Annotated in this window: 18 protein-coding genes and 1 pseudogene; 9 read left to right on the forward strand and 10 right to left on the reverse strand. The window is 55.1% G+C overall.

Annotated features, from left to right (window positions below):
- Positions 1-47 precede the first annotated feature (47 nt).
- Both istA (ACK28C_RS06115) and istB (ACK28C_RS06120) read left to right on the forward strand, forming a co-directional pair.
- Complete coding sequence (gene istA, locus ACK28C_RS06115; RefSeq protein ID WP_409151924.1) at positions 48-1355, forward strand: IS21 family transposase; 1308 nt, start codon at positions 48-50, stop codon at positions 1353-1355.
- Positions 1352-2134, forward strand: coding sequence for an IS21-like element helper ATPase IstB (gene istB / locus ACK28C_RS06120; protein WP_409151923.1), 783 nt, complete (start codon positions 1352-1354; stop codon positions 2132-2134). Before istA (ACK28C_RS06115) ends, istB (ACK28C_RS06120) begins: the two co-directional genes overlap by 4 nt.
- Positions 2135-2264: 130 nt before the next feature.
- Here the strand turns inward: istB (ACK28C_RS06120) and istA (ACK28C_RS06125) are convergent, their stop codons facing one another.
- Complete coding sequence (gene istA / locus ACK28C_RS06125) at positions 2265-3572, reverse strand: IS21 family transposase (protein WP_409151924.1); 1308 nt, start codon at positions 3570-3572, stop codon at positions 2265-2267.
- A 407-nt stretch (positions 3573-3979) separates the two neighbouring features.
- On the opposite strand from istA (ACK28C_RS06125), the gene ACK28C_RS06130 reads away from it, so the two are divergent.
- The 6 genes and pseudogenes from ACK28C_RS06130 (at position 3980) to ACK28C_RS06155 (ending at position 7672) form a co-directional block, all read left to right on the forward strand.
- The gene (locus ACK28C_RS06130) at positions 3980-4231 is read left to right on the forward strand and encodes an AbrB/MazE/SpoVT family DNA-binding domain-containing protein (RefSeq protein ID WP_409152617.1); all 252 of its coding nucleotides are present in this window, start codon (positions 3980-3982) and stop codon (positions 4229-4231) included.
- Complete coding sequence (locus ACK28C_RS06135; RefSeq protein ID WP_409152618.1) at positions 4228-4599, forward strand: type II toxin-antitoxin system PemK/MazF family toxin; 372 nt, start codon at positions 4228-4230, stop codon at positions 4597-4599. Before ACK28C_RS06130 ends, ACK28C_RS06135 begins: the two co-directional genes overlap by 4 nt.
- Positions 4600-4792: 193 nt before the next feature.
- Entirely contained in the window at positions 4793-5791 is a 999-nt protein-coding gene (locus ACK28C_RS06140) for a site-specific integrase (RefSeq protein ID WP_409152619.1), read from the forward strand.
- 74 nt (positions 5792-5865) lie between these two features.
- The gene (locus ACK28C_RS06145; RefSeq protein ID WP_208872982.1) at positions 5866-6198 is read left to right on the forward strand and encodes a BrnT family toxin; all 333 of its coding nucleotides are present in this window, start codon (positions 5866-5868) and stop codon (positions 6196-6198) included.
- A complete protein-coding gene (locus ACK28C_RS06150) occupies positions 6176-6379 on the forward strand; it encodes a hypothetical protein (protein WP_015556421.1) in 204 nt (67 codons plus the stop codon). The genes ACK28C_RS06145 and ACK28C_RS06150 overlap by 23 nt, the downstream gene beginning before the upstream one ends.
- Before the next feature lie 528 nt (positions 6380-6907).
- A pseudogene (locus tag ACK28C_RS06155) lies at positions 6908-7672 on the forward strand (IS5 family transposase).
- Positions 7673-7863: 191 nt separating this feature from the next.
- Here ACK28C_RS06155 and ACK28C_RS06160 read toward each other — a convergent pair.
- Positions 7864-8388 carry a S26 family signal peptidase gene (locus ACK28C_RS06160; protein ID WP_409152620.1) on the reverse strand — a complete coding sequence of 175 codons (525 nt, stop codon included), beginning with the start codon at positions 8386-8388 and terminating at the stop codon, positions 7864-7866.
- Positions 8385-8999, reverse strand: a complete 615-nt coding sequence (locus ACK28C_RS06165; RefSeq protein WP_409152621.1) for a hypothetical protein — start codon at positions 8997-8999, stop codon at positions 8385-8387. The genes ACK28C_RS06160 and ACK28C_RS06165 overlap by 4 nt, the downstream gene beginning before the upstream one ends.
- Before the next feature lie 130 nt (positions 9000-9129).
- On the opposite strand from ACK28C_RS06165, the gene ACK28C_RS06170 reads away from it, so the two are divergent.
- Positions 9130-10227 (forward strand): IS110 family transposase, encoded by a 1098-nt coding sequence (locus ACK28C_RS06170; protein ID WP_409152623.1) that lies wholly within the window; start codon positions 9130-9132, stop codon positions 10225-10227.
- 301 nt (positions 10228-10528) lie between these two features.
- On the opposite strand, the gene istB (ACK28C_RS06175) is transcribed toward ACK28C_RS06170, so the two are convergent.
- The 7 genes from istB (ACK28C_RS06175) to ACK28C_RS06205 all read right to left on the reverse strand — a co-directional run bounded on the left by istB (ACK28C_RS06175) (position 10529) and on the right by ACK28C_RS06205 (position 16881).
- On the reverse strand, positions 10529-11311 hold the full coding sequence (gene istB / locus ACK28C_RS06175; protein WP_409151923.1) for an IS21-like element helper ATPase IstB: 783 nt from the start codon (positions 11309-11311) through the stop codon (positions 10529-10531).
- Positions 11308-12615, reverse strand: coding sequence for an IS21 family transposase (istA, locus tag ACK28C_RS06180; protein ID WP_409151924.1), 1308 nt, complete (start codon positions 12613-12615; stop codon positions 11308-11310). The genes istB (ACK28C_RS06175) and istA (ACK28C_RS06180) overlap by 4 nt, the downstream gene beginning before the upstream one ends.
- A gap of 259 nt (positions 12616-12874) precedes the next feature.
- On the reverse strand, positions 12875-13330 hold the full coding sequence (locus ACK28C_RS06185) for a hypothetical protein (RefSeq protein WP_015556422.1): 456 nt from the start codon (positions 13328-13330) through the stop codon (positions 12875-12877).
- A gap of 20 nt (positions 13331-13350) precedes the next feature.
- Positions 13351-15393, reverse strand: coding sequence for a DNA topoisomerase 3 (locus tag ACK28C_RS06190; protein WP_015556423.1), 2043 nt, complete (start codon positions 15391-15393; stop codon positions 13351-13353).
- Between the two features lie 17 nt (positions 15394-15410).
- The gene (locus ACK28C_RS06195; RefSeq protein WP_015556424.1) at positions 15411-16238 is read right to left on the reverse strand and encodes a hypothetical protein; all 828 of its coding nucleotides are present in this window, start codon (positions 16236-16238) and stop codon (positions 15411-15413) included.
- Positions 16231-16479 (reverse strand): hypothetical protein, encoded by a 249-nt coding sequence (locus tag ACK28C_RS06200; RefSeq protein ID WP_015556425.1) that lies wholly within the window; start codon positions 16477-16479, stop codon positions 16231-16233. The genes ACK28C_RS06195 and ACK28C_RS06200 overlap by 8 nt, the downstream gene beginning before the upstream one ends.
- A 42-nt stretch (positions 16480-16521) precedes the next feature.
- Positions 16522-16881 (reverse strand): TrbI/VirB10 family protein, encoded by a 360-nt coding sequence (locus ACK28C_RS06205; protein ID WP_208872986.1) that lies wholly within the window; start codon positions 16879-16881, stop codon positions 16522-16524.
- Positions 16882-17121: the final 240 nt, after the last annotated feature.

Below are 17121 nucleotides of genomic sequence, written 5' to 3' on the forward strand. Positions count from 1 at the left end.
AGGAAACTGACCCACCCTCAGAGGAAAGATGAGGGGAGGGGTTTTGTATGGTTCAGCGTTCTGCCAAACTGTTGAGTGGAACAACCCTACAGTTGGCAGGTGAGGGAGCTATCAAACATCAGGACGAAGTTTCAGCCATGCTGCGGCTTCATTCTCAGGGATGGAGCATCCACAAATTATCGAGGGAGTTCTCCATGAGCCGGGTTACGGTTCGTAAATACCTCCGCAACGGCGGAGTTGTGAAGTACAACCTTACGGACAAGCGTGTTTTTCAGGGAGCCCTTCGGGGTCACGAGGACTGGCTCCACGAGAAATTTTTTCAGCACGGCGGTAATGCCGACGTTATCCGGCAGGAGTTGGAGTCGGAGAAGGGGATAGCCGTTTCGCTGCGTACGGTAGAGCGTGCAGTGCAGGCGCATCGTGAGGTTTTAGGCCGGGAGGCTTTAGCAACCGTTCGCTTTGAGACGCCCCCAGGCCATCAAATGCAGATAGACTTTGGAGAGAAGAGAGTCCTGATAGGGGGGACTGAGGTCAAGGTGTACTTTTTTGTCTCGAAGCTTGGGTACTCCCGTCGTCTCTACGTTAAAGCCTTCGAGCATGAGAACCAACAGGCTTGGTTTCAGGGGATGGAGGATTCCTTTGCGTATTTTGGAGGAGTTCCTGCGGAGGTTTTGACGGACAATCCCCGGGCTTTGGTCACAGAGCACAACCCCAGGACACGAGAGCTTTTGCTGAACGAGAAGTTCAAAGCGTTTGCAGATTATTGGGGCTTCACCCCACGGGCTTGCGCGCCCTTCCGGGCCCGCACGAAGGGAAAGGTGGAGAACGGGGTCCGTTACGTGAAGCGGAACTGCATCGCGGGTCGGGAGTTCTCAAGCTGGTCGGATATGGAACGGCATATTGCGAACTGGCTTCGTACGGAGTCGGACGGGCGGGTGTTGACAGATGCCTCGGACACGCCGTTGTGCCGTTTTGAGTCGACGGAGAGAGCAGCGCTCCGGCCCGCTCATGGCAGAGCCCCGTTTGTCCAGGTCCGGGAGTATGTGAGGAAGGTGCCCTCGGACGCCCATGTGGTTGTGGACACGAACCGTTACAGTGTGCCGTGGTCGGCCATCGGCAAACGTGTCCAGGTGCAGGTTACAGAAGCGGAGGTCGTGATTTACCAGTCTGACGGTACGGAGTTGGCGCGGCATGTCCTGCAGCCCGGCACGCACCAGAAGAGCACGGACAAGGAGCACCTTAGAGGAATTATGTATTGTGGTGGGGAGGGGGAAAGCTCCTCTTTGCGCGTGGTCACGACAGATTCCTTGAGCCGTCCGCTGAGTGAGTACGAAGAAGCAGTGCAGGCGTCATGAGCAAGGTTATTGACGAGGAGCATTTCATGAGTCTGCTGGGTCGTCTGAAGCTGACTGGCATTCGAGAGAATCTGGATACTTTGTTGGACGCAGCGTCCAAGGAGGGGCTGAGCTACCGCGAGGTTTTGTACCGTCTTTGCTGCGAGGAGGCGCGGCATAAGGACATCCGTCGAATCCAGATGGGGCTGAGGATCGCCCACTTCCCGTGTGTGAGGACGCTTGATGGTTTCGATTGGGGATCGAGTTCAGCGGACCGTCGTCAGCTTGAGGAGCTGAGTCACTGTCGGTGGGTGGCGAATGGGGACAGTTTGCTTTTTCTGGGACCGCCCGGAGTGGGTAAAACGCATCTGGCTATAGCTCTGGGCAGAGCGTCGATAGAGCGGGGCTACTCGGTTCTGTTCACCACGGCGGTTGCCTTGCTGACGAGTCTGAGCAAGAGCAAGAATGAGCTTCGTCTTGAGGAGCGGTTGTCCTTTTTCAGCAAGCCGAAGCTGCTGATAGTAGACGAGCTGGGTTACCTTCCCCTTGAGCGCGAAAGCGCGCACCTGTTTTTTCAGCTTGTGTCCAGGAGATACGAGAGGGGCAGCCTTCTTCTGACGAGTAACCGGAGCGTATCGGAATGGGGGGACGTGTTTGGAGACAACGTCGTGGCCACTGCAACTTTAGACCGCCTGCTGCACCACTCGACGGTGGTGACGCTTCGGGGGGACAGTTATCGGCTGCTTGAAAAGCGCCGTTCGGGCTTAATGCGAAAGGAGCAGGATATCGCAGGACAATGAACAGGGCTCAAGGGGGGTCAGTTTTCGATGTCGCCCATGGGTCAATTTTGCATGTCGCTTGACACTCGAATGCCAGTCAGCTTCAGACGACCCAGCAGACTCATGAAATGCTCCTCGTCAATAACCTTGCTCATGACGCCTGCACTGCTTCTTCGTACTCACTCAGCGGACGGCTCAAGGAATCTGTCGTGACCACGCGCAAAGAGGAGCTTTCCCCCTCCCCACCACAATACATAATTCCTCTAAGGTGCTCCTTGTCCGTGCTCTTCTGGTGCGTGCCGGGCTGCAGGACATGCCGCGCCAACTCCGTACCGTCAGACTGGTAAATCACGACCTCCGCTTCTGTAACCTGCACCTGGACACGTTTGCCGATGGCCGACCACGGCACACTGTAACGGTTCGTGTCCACAACCACATGGGCGTCCGAGGGCACCTTCCTCACATACTCCCGGACCTGGACAAACGGGGCTCTGCCATGAGCGGGCCGGAGCGCTGCTCTCTCCGTCGACTCAAAACGGCACAACGGCGTGTCCGAGGCATCTGTCAACACCCGCCCGTCCGACTCCGTACGAAGCCAGTTCGCAATATGCCGTTCCATATCCGACCAGCTTGAGAACTCCCGACCCGCGATGCAGTTCCGCTTCACGTAACGGACCCCGTTCTCCACCTTTCCCTTCGTGCGGGCCCGGAAGGGCGCGCAAGCCCGTGGGGTGAAGCCCCAATAATCTGCAAACGCTTTGAACTTCTCGTTCAGCAAAAGCTCTCGTGTCCTGGGGTTGTGCTCTGTGACCAAAGCCCGGGGATTGTCCGTCAAAACCTCCGCAGGAACTCCTCCAAAATACGCAAAGGAATCCTCCATCCCCTGAAACCAAGCCTGTTGGTTCTCATGCTCGAAGGCTTTAACGTAGAGACGACGGGAGTACCCAAGCTTCGAGACAAAAAAGTACACCTTGACCTCAGTCCCCCCTATCAGGACTCTCTTCTCTCCAAAGTCTATCTGCATTTGATGGCCTGGGGGCGTCTCAAAGCGAACGGTTGCTAAAGCCTCCCGGCCTAAAACCTCACGATGCGCCTGCACTGCACGCTCTACCGTACGCAGCGAAACGGCTATCCCCTTCTCCGACTCCAACTCCTGCCGGATAACGTCGGCATTACCGCCGTGCTGAAAAAATTTCTCGTGGAGCCAGTCCTCGTGACCCCGAAGGGCTCCCTGAAAAACACGCTTGTCCGTAAGGTTGTACTTCACAACTCCGCCGTTGCGGAGGTATTTACGAACCGTAACCCGGCTCATGGAGAACTCCCTCGATAATTTGTGGATGCTCCATCCCTGAGAATGAAGCCGCAGCATGGCTGAAACTTCGTCCTGATGTTTGATAGCTCCCTCACCTGCCAACTGTAGGGTTGTTCCACTCAACAGTTTGGCAGAACGCTGAACCATACAAAACCCCTCCCCTCATCTTTCCTCTGAGGGTGGGTCAGTTTCCTCTGTCGCCTATGGGTCAGTTTATACTGTCGCCTGACATGCGTTGCGTTTCAGCGTCGCCATAAGGTCCATGACGTTACGACTGGTCAAAATTAATCAATCTTTTTAAGCGCCATTCTGGCTGGGGAATATGCTGATCTTTGCAGCGGGTTTCCCCGTGGTGTATGGCAAGCGGATACTGTACTTCCTGGATAAGAGCTTTTCCGAACGCTCCAAGATCAATGCACCGGAGAAGAGCGACGCTCTGGCAGGCTCCCACGAATAGGTTCTTGAGGATGCGCCGAAATTTCCCCATTGTAGTGCAATGTCTTGTCTTTTGTTATATAATCAGCATAAAAAGTTAAACGTTAGGGGGAGATTGAATGTTGCTCACAAGCCGTGTACATAAAGTGGGAGGTTCGCTGATGATGCCCATCCCATCCAAGATAACGCGAGCACTGTCCTTGACGCCCGCAACGGAAATGCGATTGGAAGTCCAGAAGGGGCGGATCATCGTTACTCCCTGTAAAAGACCGCCGGAATACTCGCTCCAGCAGCTTGTTTCCATGACTGATTTCAGTGATCGTGACGCTGTCTGGCTGGATGGCGAGGCGGAGGGGGCCGAGTTGGTTTGAAACGCGGCGATATCTGTCGGGTGTGCCTGAATCCCGTCTCGGGGCATGAACAACAGGGAATGGCAAGGCCGGTTTTGGTCGTTTCTTCTTCCGTCTTCAATAACGCTGCTAACGTTGCTGTTGTAGTACCTGTTACTCAAGGGGCTGGCGGAAGCGCCTTCTCACAGAACCTGGGCTTTGCTGTACCGCTTTCTTCTCAGGATGTGAGCGGTGATGAAGCGATCTCCGGTATCATTCGGTGTGACCAACCGAGGGTTTTTGATTTAAAATCTCGTGGAGGCAGGAAGGTTGCTGAGGTTTCAGTTCCAGTCATGGAAGAAGTCCTGGCTCGAATTGTGACGCTCTTCGACCCCTCCGACCCGGATTGAGTGGATTCCGAATCTCCAGGCGGACCTGCAAGTTTTCTTCCGTTGCGATTAGTCAAAGTTAGTCAACTCTTTTCCGCACTATTCTGAGAGGGGAGGGTTGTGGTACCATAGTTAACGATAAAAGCATCACTTATCGATAACTATTTCAACTCGCTTTCGTACCCACTGCGGGGGCTGGAGGGAGGAGGACCTGATGGAAGATACGAAGAACGTCCCGGCCGTCTACGAGGGCAGGGGAGACCTGATCGGCAGCTTACCCGCCTACCAGGAGCGGGTACGGCACCTCCTGCGCGCCTCCGTCGCTCCGGAACCCCGCCGAGCCTACGCCTCGCGCCTGAAACGCTTCTTCGCCTGGTGCGAAACCGAAGGTCTCTCAACCGTCTTCCCGACGCCCCAGGAGGTCCTCGCCGCCTACGTGGCCAGCCTGGCCGACAATGGGGCCGCCCCCGCGACGGTCGAGCAAACCCTCGCCGCCATCGCCGCAGCGCATCGAGCAGAGGGGACACCGTCCCCCACCGATTCCCTCCTCGTGAAGAAGACCCTGAAAGGCTATCGCCGGGAACACGGCACCGCCCCCTACAAGAAAGACGCGGCCACCGTCGAGGTCGTGCGGCTGCTCCTGGCCGCAACGGCACGGGACAATTCCCCGAAGAACATCCGGGACGCCGCCATCATCTCCCTGGGTTTCGCCGGGGCCTTCCGGCGGTCGGAGCTCTCCGCCCTAGACATCGAGAACCTGAGGTGGACCGTCCGCGGTGGTGAGGAGGTCTTAGTCATCGACGTTCGGCGGTCAAAGACGGACCCGGAGGGAAGGGGCATGCAGAAGGCGATCTTTCCCGGCCGGGACGAGGCTACTTCCCCGACATCGCTCCTGAAAAGGTGGCTGGCTCTCGTGGAGCCTCGGGAAGGCCCGTTGTTCCGGCGGATCCTCAAAAGTGGCCAGATAACGGGTGACCGCCTGAGTGCCCAAAGCATCAGGCTCGTCGTCCTGCGGGCGGCATCTGCGGCTAGGCTGTCCCTCGATCTCTCCGCCCACTCCCTGCGCATCGGATTCGTCACGACGGCGATCCGGCAGGGAAAGACGGAACGATCCATCATGAACCAGACGGGGCACAGATCTGTCCAGACCTTGCGGGAGTATTTCCACCGTGAGGATGCCATAGAGGACAATGCCGCAAGAGAACTGATGTGAGGCACTCTCAAGCGCTATAATGTCTGAAAAAGACCCTCCCGGAGAAGGCCGGGTTGATTCGGAGTGGATGGCACGTGGCAGATGAGATCAAGTATGCTTTAGGCGGCTTGTTTTTCACATGGGACGACGAGAAGGCCGTAGCGAATTGGCGTAAGCATAAAGTGACATTTGAGCTTGCTGCTGAAGTGTTTTTTGATGAGAACGCTATGGACCTGCCCGATGAGCTTCATGACGGCTTGGAGCCGCGCCGTAGAATAACGGGATTCATCGCTGATTTCTCAAAGGCACTGTTTGTCGTATACGTCGAACGTGAAGATTGGAATGGCATTGAGCTGATTCGTATCATCTCTGCCCGAGTTGCGGAAAGAAAGGAGAGGGAAGCCTATGAGCGACAATTATCCAAGTGACTATCCTCGCAGCCGGGCGAAAGCCATCGCGGCCTTGCGCACGGTTCGGGATGAGGACATCGACTTTTCCGAGATTCCTGAAACAACAAACTTCTCGAATTGGACGCCCGTTGGTGAGAAGTTCAAAAAGGCCGCGGAGCACAACTTGACAGTACTCAATGAGAAAATACGAGCTGGTTGATGGTATAATACGAAGTGAAGTCCCGCCCAGGAGAGGTTGGACGGGGTTGTTTCTTGGGCTGCCGAAGTGAGGCCGATTTCCCCACCTCGGACTTACGCCCTAACGTGAGGGATTACGCTTTGAAAAGCCGAAGAAGTTCGGCGATGGCTGCTATGAGCTTCGCAAGAGCTTGTAGCAGCTTTGTTATTCTCTCCACGCTATCACCCCCTTTCGGGGGGATGCCCCAAGCAGCTTCGCTCGATGTCCTGAGCGCCTCTCCTACCTTCTATTTTACCGTACTATGACCCTCTAAAGGAGGCGTGTGCTCATATTCTCTCCAGGCTTCACCTCAAAAGGGACAAGCAGCCATTTGTTGAGTGTTTCTCTTGTTTTATAGTATCTATACGATACTGTTTATAATATCCTCTTTATGAGATATTATAAACAGTAAGGACTTGTTAAATAGCATTTATTAGATAGTATCTATTTAGAGCGTGTTCACTCAAAAACATTGTCAAAAGGGTGAAGGTATGTCAAAATAGTTGCATGATGGAGATCAGCCAGGTGCAATACGAGCGTATAGCAGATTGTTTCCCTGTCCACCGAGGTAATGTCGCTTACGACAACCTTAGAGTGCTCAATGCCATTCTGTATGTCATGGAAAACGGGTGCAAATGGAGGAGGCTCCCGAAGGTTTGGAAACTGGCATACAATCTACGTGCGCATGAGCCGATGGTACAAGTCCGGTGTTCTGGATAAGGTTTTTGAACGCCTGCAGCACGAGCGACTTCTCCGCATGAGACTTGAAGCGGTATGTTTGGACAGTTCCTGCGTCAAAGTTCATCCTGATGGGACGGGAGCTCTAAAAAAGGGGGGCCTCAATCTATCGGCAAGTCTCGTGGAGGATGGACCACCAAGATTCATCTGGTTGCCGCGGGTCCCGATTGTCCGTTGATTTTTCATCTCTCGCCCGGCAATGCTCATGACGGTCCGGAAGGCCGCAAGTTGATAGAGCGGCTGAAGGAGTTGCTAGCGCCGGGATGCAAATTGTTGATGGATAAGGCCTATTGTGGAGTGGCGACACGTCGTCTTGTGGAAGAATGTGGGTTGGAGCCGGTCGTTCCGCCCAAGAGCAACGCGAAGAAACCCTGGCCGTATGATGTGGAGCTTTACAAGAGACGAAACGAGGTCGAACGTCTTTTCTGCAGGGTCAAAAGGTTTCGTCGCATTGCTACGCGGTACGATAAGTTGGATGTCATTTTCCTGGGCTTCCTGCTTTTTGCTTTTGTTGTCGACTTCTTGCTCTTGTGTTAACACGACCTAATACTATATTTACGGCACAAAAAAGCTGAACAAAACTATAGAGGGGCAGCCGCTTCACAGCGGAGCTGCCTAAATATTAACTGACCCCGGCCGCCTTATGGCGTGTCGGGGCCGCCCGCAGGGCGTGTTTTTGAAATACTGCTTAACAGATAGTATTTTATTAATACTACCTAAATAGAACGTTACCTGTTGCCCCACGTCAAGATCGGCTTCACCTTGTGGCATTGCTCTCGTTTCGCAGGCCCCAGATAGCGGGAATCGAATCCTCGCGGGGAATCGCTAAGGAGCCAGACTTCATCGGAAGCAAGACGAACAGGCAGCGGAAACGTGCTTAAAGGACGACCGGCCTTGTCGAATGACAGAGGGGCACTGTTTTTAATGACTTTCCCTGCCACACGCAGCAGTCCGGATGAGTCGGGTTCAACAAGGTCACCAGATAAACCGGCAACGTGTTTCAGAAAGTCCCGGCTTTCTCCCCAACCGTTTTTGCGCCAGTACCGCTCAGGCATCCAGCCCGTAGACTTGAAGGCTGCGATGGGAACGCGTACGGTATCGCCGCACTGTAGCGTTTCATCCACACGCCACCACAAGCCAACTGGAACGGAGTACGTCATGTTAAGAACCAGTCGGCCAGAACAGAACAGGGCGGCAAGCGCCGCCCCGGAAAAGATGAGGCAGATAGCAATGATGCGAATTCGTATTATCATTTAAACCCAAATGATATACTCGTGCGCTCATCAATAACGTTCCAATAGAGCATATTTCCGCCGTCATAAGGCTCATATTCCCCGTCCTTAAGTTCCATGCTCTTGTACCCGTGATTTTTCACGTCAAAATTTTTGATCATCTCCGTACGCACCTCTTGAGGGATTCCCTCAAGATTGTAGCCAATCCAGCAGGTCTTATTATTGCCATAGAACGACCAGCGTCCATTAGAAAAATCAACCGTAACTTTATCCTTTTCCAGGTAGGGTTTAAAAACCTCCGCCATATGTTCAGGAGTGTCAAGGACGGTTTCCAGCTTCTTTCCATCTCTGTGATCATTGAAATATCCGCTGAAGCCGTTAGAGAGAATACGTGCTATTCTCTGAATGGGTCTGAGAATAGCAGCAAGCTCTTCTGAGGGGACAAGGGAACTGAGCGTTAGATAATATGAAGTGCCCCGCGATTGCAGCGACGTGGATTTACCCATAAACTGCAAGAGCTGACAAAGGACGCAGCAGAGGGAATTACCATAATGCAATAGGGGGCACTTCACATGAAGAGGATAGTCTATATTGGCATGGATGTCCATAGTACGAATTTCACCCAAATCCACGGGCAAAGTTTTTAACGTGCGTCGGAAACCGGTTTTGCACGTTCGCCGCTGCACTTGGCGGACGCAAAAGGGGAATTGTTTCAATCTATGCAACAACGCATTTTATCCTTCATAAAGGCCATCGCAACCTGTGGATTTGGGTTTCACGTTTTGTTCTCTTGAGCCGAAGCTCGGGGGTGAGGATAAGGTTTTCGGCTGCATGCAGAGCGAGGCGGATGTCAAGAACGTGCTCAAGTACATCGAGGGTTTGAAGAAAGAACTTGGGGACGACGTCGAGTTTCTCTGCGGTTACGAGGCCGGCTGTTTAGGTTTTTCGCTGTACCAGCAACTGAAAAAGCAAGGCGTTGAATGTGTCATTCTTGCTCCATCCACGATGATGGCAAGCAAGGGTAAGCGAATCAAGACGGATGCGCGGGACGCAAAGCGGATAGCTCAATGCCTTGCCTATGGGACCTACCGCAGCGTTCATATCCCTTCCAGCGATGACGACGCCGTCAAGGAGTACATCCGTATGCGGGACGATCACAAGATAGCGCTGAAGAAGCTCAAGCAGCAGATCAATGCACTCTGCCTGCGTAACGGGCGTCAGTACACCAGGACCAAGTGGACGCTGGCCCACTTGAGATGGCTGCGTGAAACGGACTGGCAGGAGGCCGTGTTGAAGGAGACGCTGCAAGAATATCTTATGACCTTCGAGCAAATGACGAATAAGCTGGAGGCCTTGGACAGAAGGATCGAGGAACTGGCCCAGGGAGAGAAGTACAAGGAAAAGGTGAAAAAGCTGGTCTGCCTCCTTGGAGTAAAGATGAGAACGGCTCTGGCGAGCATTGTGGAAGTTGGAGATTTTTGTCGGTTCGAGAAGGGCAGCACCTACGCCGCGTACCTTGGGCTGACGCCCGGAGAAAGCTCCAGTGGAGATACCGTGCGCCGGGGAGGGCTCAGCAAGGCAGGGAACGCACACCTTCGTACCTTGTATATCGAGGCAGCACAAGGGATCTGCAAAGGGAGGATTGGACATAAGTCAAAGGAGTTGAAAGCCCGTCAGGCGGGGAGCAGTCAAGAGGTTATAGCCTATGCCGACCAGGCGAACGAACGGCTTCGCCGCAAATATTGTCGTCTTACCCATCGAGAGAAGAAGAGAAATGTGGCGGTAGCCGCCATAGCGCGAGAGCTGGCCTGCTTCATCTGGGGCCTGATGACCAACCACACAGAGCGGAGGGTTGCGTGACATCGAGTAAAGGAGCAGAGGACGAGTCCAAGGAAGGGCTTGCCCAGACCACGGGAAGTGCAGCTCAGAGAGGAGAGGCGGAACGAATCGGGTAACAATATTCCAGTATAAGAGTTGAAAAATTCATTCCCGACGGTATCCGAAAAGAAGTACCGTCTGCTTGAAGGTTCGAGCCATCTGCGATGCAAACTATGTCGGCACAGAAAAATCCTGTGATCCACGCACTTAGACAGCAGGGGTCAAGCGACATGCAAAATTGACCCATGGGCGACATCGAAAACTGACCCCCCTTGAGCCCTGTTCATTGTCCTGCGATATCCTGCTCCTTTCGCATTAAGCCCGAACGGCGCTTTTCAAGCAGCCGATAACTGTCCCCCCGAAGCGTCACCACCGTCGAGTGGTGCAGCAGGCGGTCTAAAGTTGCAGTGGCCACGACGTTGTCTCCAAACACGTCCCCCCATTCCGATACGCTCCGGTTACTCGTCAGAAGAAGGCTGCCCCTCTCGTATCTCCTGGACACAAGCTGAAAAAACAGGTGCGCGCTTTCGCGCTCAAGGGGAAGGTAACCCAGCTCGTCTACTATCAGCAGCTTCGGCTTGCTGAAAAAGGACAACCGCTCCTCAAGACGAAGCTCATTCTTGCTCTTGCTCAGACTCGTCAGCAAGGCAACCGCCGTGGTGAACAGAACCGAGTAGCCCCGCTCTATCGACGCTCTGCCCAGAGCTATAGCCAGATGCGTTTTACCCACTCCGGGCGGTCCCAGAAAAAGCAAACTGTCCCCATTCGCCACCCACCGACAGTGACTCAGCTCCTCAAGCTGACGACGGTCCGCTGAACTCGATCCCCAATCGAAACCATCAAGCGTCCTCACACACGGGAAGTGGGCGATCCTCAGCCCCATCTGGATTCGACGGATGTCCTTATGCCGCGCCTCCTCGCAGCAAAGACGGTACAAAACCTCGCGGTAGCTCAGCCCCTCCTTGGACGCTGCGTCCAACAAAGTATCCAGATTCTCTCGAATGCCAGTCAGCTTCAGACGACCCAGCAGACTCATGAAATGCTCCTCGTCAATAACCTTGCTCATGACGCCTGCACTGCTTCTTCGTACTCACTCAGCGGACGGCTCAAGGAATCTGTCGTGACCACGCGCAAAGAGGAGCTTTCCCCCTCCCCACCACAATACATAATTCCTCTAAGGTGCTCCTTGTCCGTGCTCTTCTGGTGCGTGCCGGGCTGCAGGACATGCCGCGCCAACTCCGTACCGTCAGACTGGTAAATCACGACCTCCGCTTCTGTAACCTGCACCTGGACACGTTTGCCGATGGCCGACCACGGCACACTGTAACGGTTCGTGTCCACAACCACATGGGCGTCCGAGGGCACCTTCCTCACATACTCCCGGACCTGGACAAACGGGGCTCTGCCATGAGCGGGCCGGAGCGCTGCTCTCTCCGTCGACTCAAAACGGCACAACGGCGTGTCCGAGGCATCTGTCAACACCCGCCCGTCCGACTCCGTACGAAGCCAGTTCGCAATATGCCGTTCCATATCCGACCAGCTTGAGAACTCCCGACCCGCGATGCAGTTCCGCTTCACGTAACGGACCCCGTTCTCCACCTTTCCCTTCGTGCGGGCCCGGAAGGGCGCGCAAGCCCGTGGGGTGAAGCCCCAATAATCTGCAAACGCTTTGAACTTCTCGTTCAGCAAAAGCTCTCGTGTCCTGGGGTTGTGCTCTGTGACCAAAGCCCGGGGATTGTCCGTCAAAACCTCCGCAGGAACTCCTCCAAAATACGCAAAGGAATCCTCCATCCCCTGAAACCAAGCCTGTTGGTTCTCATGCTCGAAGGCTTTAACGTAGAGACGACGGGAGTACCCAAGCTTCGAGACAAAAAAGTACACCTTGACCTCAGTCCCCCCTATCAGGACTCTCTTCTCTCCAAAGTCTATCTGCATTTGATGGCCTGGGGGCGTCTCAAAGCGAACGGTTGCTAAAGCCTCCCGGCCTAAAACCTCACGATGCGCCTGCACTGCACGCTCTACCGTACGCAGCGAAACGGCTATCCCCTTCTCCGACTCCAACTCCTGCCGGATAACGTCGGCATTACCGCCGTGCTGAAAAAATTTCTCGTGGAGCCAGTCCTCGTGACCCCGAAGGGCTCCCTGAAAAACACGCTTGTCCGTAAGGTTGTACTTCACAACTCCGCCGTTGCGGAGGTATTTACGAACCGTAACCCGGCTCATGGAGAACTCCCTCGATAATTTGTGGATGCTCCATCCCTGAGAATGAAGCCGCAGCATGGCTGAAACTTCGTCCTGATGTTTGATAGCTCCCTCACCTGCCAACTGTAGGGTTGTTCCACTCAACAGTTTGGCAGAACGCTGAACCATACAAAACCCCTCCCCCTCATCTTTCCTCTGAGGGTGGGTCAGTTTCCTCTGTCGCCTATGGGTCAGTTTATACTGTCGCCTGACACAGGGCTCACGGCGGACCATTAGCCTGTAGGCAGGAGCAATCCTGATCCACGAATAACAGAGTGGCCAATGCCGGAACTTGCAAGTCGGGGCTTTTCCAGGGTGCCGTCAGGAATGAAATAACGTGCCGCTTGTTAAGTTCTTTTTCCCTCTTTCCCTCTTGACTTCGGGCACTTCATAACAGTTTGTGGCTCTGAATACCGAGTTTCTCAAGCGTCTGCTCGTTCTCCTCAGCGTAATACTGTGTCAGCCAGTGCATTTCCTTCCTCTGCTCTGCCTGAAGTTCCTCAAAGACAGTTCGTGCCTCGCGTACACGGGCTTTCAGCTCAATGTTAGCTGCGGCCGGGTCCTCCGGTAGAGGCGCATCTTTTCTGTCTTTGCAGTATTTTTCAACCCACATGTTCGCAGACTTCGAGCCACCAGCGGCTATCATCTGCAACTCCATCGAAGCATCATGAGCCTGCTTCGTCAGCATCTCATTCTCCGCGGCGAGCTCCTCCGGCGTCATCGAGGCAATGGCCGGCGTGTTGATGGACGAGCCGCCGCTGCCTATCAGGGAATACACTCCGGCAGCTAAAATGCCCAGCACCAGGACAAAAACCGCTATATCCTTTCCGCGAAACTTCTGCATGAGTACGATCTCCTCTCTTGCTAATGCTGTTTTTTGAACACGGGTTTTCCGCCGTCGTCGTCCGCGGTCGCACGGCACGTCGGGTAGTTGCCGCAGCCCCAGAAGGGACCGTTCTTCCCGTTCCTCAAGACCATCTTTGCTCCACACTTTGGGCACTTCACGTCGCCTTTTCCGGCCTTGGGAGCCGTCTTCTTCGTGGCCTTTACAGGCTTCTTCTCCCCACTGCCCTGCACAGAAACGGAGCCCGCCTGGGCAATGCTCTCCCGAATCGTCGTCGCCATCTGCTCCATCATGTCCTCAATGGAGAGCGTCCCTTCCTTAATGGCACGAAACTTCGTCTCCCAGAGCGCGGTGAGGTCCGGCAGAGTTATCGCCTCCGGCAAAGCCTGAATCAGGCTGCGGGCAGCGGGAGTGGAGATCAGTTGCTTCTTCTGCTTTTGAAGCTGGCCGAACGTGATGAGGTCCTTCAGGATGCCCGCCTGCGTCGCCGCCGTCCCGATCCCGTCCGTTTCGCGGAGAATCTTCTTGACCTTCGGATCGGCGACAAACTTGTGGACCTCGTTCATCGCCCTGAGCAGGCTGGCCTCAGTAAACCGTGCCGGAGCCTTCGTCTGCTTCTCCTGGAGCTTCGTATCGCGACATTCTCCCTTCTCCCCTTCGCTCACGACCGGAAGGGCAGCCTGCTCTTCCTCTCGGTCCTCCTTGTCATCATTCTTTTCCGGCTCGTCGTTCCTCTCAACTGCCTTCCAGCCCTCCGCCAGCACCCGGCGGCCGGAAGCGACGAACGTCTCTCCCTCCACCTCAGCAGTGATGCTGGTCTGCATATACTCATGGTCGGGCATGAAAAAGACGAGGTAGCGACGGGCGACAAGCTCAAAGATCAGGGGCTCGTCCCCCTCCAGCGGTTTCGACGCCCTGCAGGACGCGGAAGGGATGATTGCGTGGTGCTCCTCCACCTTCTTGCCGTTAAAGACGGGTGTCTTCCGGGCCGTGTTAAGCTCATCAGGGCGCTTCAGGGAGGACAGGGCATCGATCACCGCCAAGACCTTCTCCGCTTCGTCCTGGTGCCCCTCCGGCAGGTACTCGCAGTCGGAGCGCGGATACGTGAGGACCCCCTGCTCGTAGAGCTTCTGGCAGACCTCCAGGACACGGGAGGGGGACAGGTCGTGTTTCCTCGAAGCCGCCATCTGGAGCTTCGGCAGCGAGTACCCCAGCGGCGGCTTAACGCTCTGCTTTTTGCTCTCGTACTTCGTTATAACAGCCGGCTTGCCCTTGAGCCGCGACGCCAGTTCCTCGCCTGTCGCCTTATCGACCAGGCGTCCTTCCTCATCAAGGCCGGTCTGCTCCTCCTTCGGCCTCCAGCCTGCCCAGAAGGCTCCTTCCTTAACCTGTATTTGCGCCTGAAGGGTCCAATAAGGCTTGGGGACAAAGGACTCAATCTCAAGGTCACGGCGCACCACCAGCGCCGTGACGGGCGTCTTGACCCGACCTATCCGGAGCGGACCTCCATCGTAGCCGTTCTTCTCCGCGAGCTTGGTGTAGAGCCGCGTCATGTTCATGCCGTGCAGCCAGTCTGCCTGACTGCGCGCCCGTGCGGCGTCGCGGTCACCTCGGAAGTCTTCGTTGGGCTTGAGCTCGGCCAGGGCCTTTTTCACGGCATCCGGGTTCGTGTCGCTGATGAGGATGCGCTGCACGGGGCCTTTGTACTTGCAGTGCTCCAGAATCTCGTCGATGAGCAGTTGCCCTTCACGGTCGCAATCCCCCGCGTTGACGACAGAATCCGCCTTCTTGAGCAGGGTCTTGAGGTTGTCGAAGAGGTCCCTGCTCTCCTTCTTGACCAGCATCTTCCATTCCTCCGGAATGATGGGCAGGTCAGCCAGGTTCCAGCGCTTGTACTTCTCGTCGTATTGCTCTGGCATCGCCTGTTCCAGGAGATGACCTGCAGCCCATGCCACGACGTCGTTTCCGGCCTCAATGTAGAGCCTTGAGGCCCTCTGCGGTTGAGGCAGCACGGCGGCGATCGCACGGGCCAGGCTCGGTTTCTCCGCTATGAAAAGACGCATCAATATCTCCCCTGTCTCTATCGGTGCAGCGACCTGGACTGCTTCTGTACAATGGGGTCCAGCTTTGCCTTAGCACCGTCCTTGGAGTAGGTGATCTTCAGGTCCTGCCCCTGTTCCGGCACTGTTTCCAGCTTCTCAAGCCTGTGAACGGTGAAGAGCCTGGAGGCGGTTTGCTGGATACACCTGCCGTGTGCTGCGTCTGTGTGAATGATCTTGCCGGTGAACCACTGGCCTTTGGTGTAGGGATGGAGGTTTATCGTTGGCTCCTGGACGCCGGTGTCCTCCGTGATCATACCGGCAAGCTCGCTGGACACGGCTTCGGGCATCAATGCCTCGCGTTGGCGTTCTCGGCAGATGAGGATGACGGCACGAAGGTTCTCCTGCCGTGCCGCAAAAAAGTCCTTCTCCTCTGGCTCGCTGAAGCCGTTTTTCGCACTGCCGAGGTACTTGATCTGCCGGTTGCAGTTGGTCTCAAAGGGCTCGCCTTTAGGCAGGTTATCCGGGTTTACGCCTAGAACTTTAAGGCGCTCGAAGTGGGCCTGATATCCCTTTACGTCCAAGATGTCGTCCAGAGAACCGCGAATGGCCATATTCTCGACGATCTGCTTGTCGTACCGTGCCTCATCGTCCGGCGTGTTTGCGTAGAGCGCCTTTTCGAGGTTGATGCAGAGCTGTTCGGCATCCAACATATCGGAGACGTTGCCGAAACCGGCAACGTCTCGCAATGTGGTGGTGGTGTTCTGAAGCGCGGCAATGGTGAACTTCTTGCGAGGAGTGCGATCCAGTCGCTCTTTTGCCTCTGAAAAATTCGATATGGCCTGATACAGCTTGTTAAGCTCACCCATTCAACCACCCCTCACCGAACAGCTTCACAGCGTCATTGAGGTTAAACCCCAAATCCTTTAGTTTTTGTATGCCCCCCACTTTCTTCATTCCATCTGCCAAAATAGGATTCATAGGTATGGTATTTCTCAAGCAATTAGCAGCTTCCTTCTCCCCACGCTCATCCAGAGCATCCGCTTCATCCATGATCTTGTCCTTGTCCTCATCCGACATCGTGGACACGAAATCCTTCGGCAACAACATTTGTGCATTCCTCCGTTTCAAAGGGCTACTCTCAGTACTATTCTACCGCCACGCTGCTGGGAAAAGGATATCCCTCTGAACAAAGATCATAAAGCGGTAGCCTGGCTTTATCTTAATGGTCGGCTGCCGGTTGACCTCCCGCTGAATGATCTGAGACATAGCCTCTGCAACGGCACTGGCCGCGTTCTCCGCCAGGATGGAGCGCGGGTCTTCCTTGTCGCGGTCACCATTGCTCGTAGGGGCGGCAATCTCAACACCGGCTCCCAAGAGCGACACCAACAACGCCGACGAAATAATGCTGCCCCAGTGCCGGTTCACTACACCTTTGAACCCGGAGTAGCCCGACTGGTCCGCACCGCCCAGGTTGTCCAGGACCAGCGTGGAACCGTGACAGCTCCCCACGGCTAAAGCCTGGGGCTTCCTGCTTCGCAGACCACAGCCTTTCGCAGTTGAAAGGTCTTACACAATCTCCACAGGCGTAGGAGTTCTGCAACTCCGGTTTGGGCGCGTCCCGCCCTACCAGCTCAAATTTTATACTGCCGACAGGAGGCGACAGCCCTCTAATCAGAATATTTCCCCAACCCGCGGGCAAAAAAATAGCACCTTGCAGGGACTGTTTGCAAAAACAGTGTTAAGCTTAAG

Source organism: Fretibacterium fastidiosum (genome assembly GCF_964642095.1).
In the GTDB taxonomy this organism is placed as follows: Bacteria; Synergistota; Synergistia; order Synergistales; family Aminobacteriaceae; genus Fretibacterium; species Fretibacterium fastidiosum.

Coding starts and splice junctions, on each gene's coding strand:
- istA (WP_409151924.1), top strand. CDS start 48: ATGGTTCAGCGTTCTGCCAAACTGTTGAGTGGAACAACCCTACAGTTG.
- istB (WP_409151923.1), top strand. CDS start 1,352: ATGAGCAAGGTTATTGACGAGGAGCATTTCATGAGTCTGCTGGGTCGT.
- istA (WP_409151924.1), bottom strand. CDS start 3,572: ATGGTTCAGCGTTCTGCCAAACTGTTGAGTGGAACAACCCTACAGTTG.
- ACK28C_RS06130 (WP_409152617.1), top strand. CDS start 3,980: ATGTTGCTCACAAGCCGTGTACATAAAGTGGGAGGTTCGCTGATGATG.
- ACK28C_RS06140 (WP_409152619.1), top strand. CDS start 4,793: ATGGAAGATACGAAGAACGTCCCGGCCGTCTACGAGGGCAGGGGAGAC.
- ACK28C_RS06150 (WP_015556421.1), top strand. CDS start 6,176: ATGAGCGACAATTATCCAAGTGACTATCCTCGCAGCCGGGCGAAAGCC.
- ACK28C_RS06160 (WP_409152620.1), bottom strand. CDS start 8,388: ATGATAATACGAATTCGCATCATTGCTATCTGCCTCATCTTTTCCGGG.
- istB (WP_409151923.1), bottom strand. CDS start 11,311: ATGAGCAAGGTTATTGACGAGGAGCATTTCATGAGTCTGCTGGGTCGT.
- istA (WP_409151924.1), bottom strand. CDS start 12,615: ATGGTTCAGCGTTCTGCCAAACTGTTGAGTGGAACAACCCTACAGTTG.
- ACK28C_RS06185 (WP_015556422.1), bottom strand. CDS start 13,330: ATGCAGAAGTTTCGCGGAAAGGATATAGCGGTTTTTGTCCTGGTGCTG.
- ACK28C_RS06190 (WP_015556423.1), bottom strand. CDS start 15,393: ATGCGTCTTTTCATAGCGGAGAAACCGAGCCTGGCCCGTGCGATCGCC.
- ACK28C_RS06195 (WP_015556424.1), bottom strand. CDS start 16,238: ATGGGTGAGCTTAACAAGCTGTATCAGGCCATATCGAATTTTTCAGAG.
- ACK28C_RS06200 (WP_015556425.1), bottom strand. CDS start 16,479: ATGTTGTTGCCGAAGGATTTCGTGTCCACGATGTCGGATGAGGACAAG.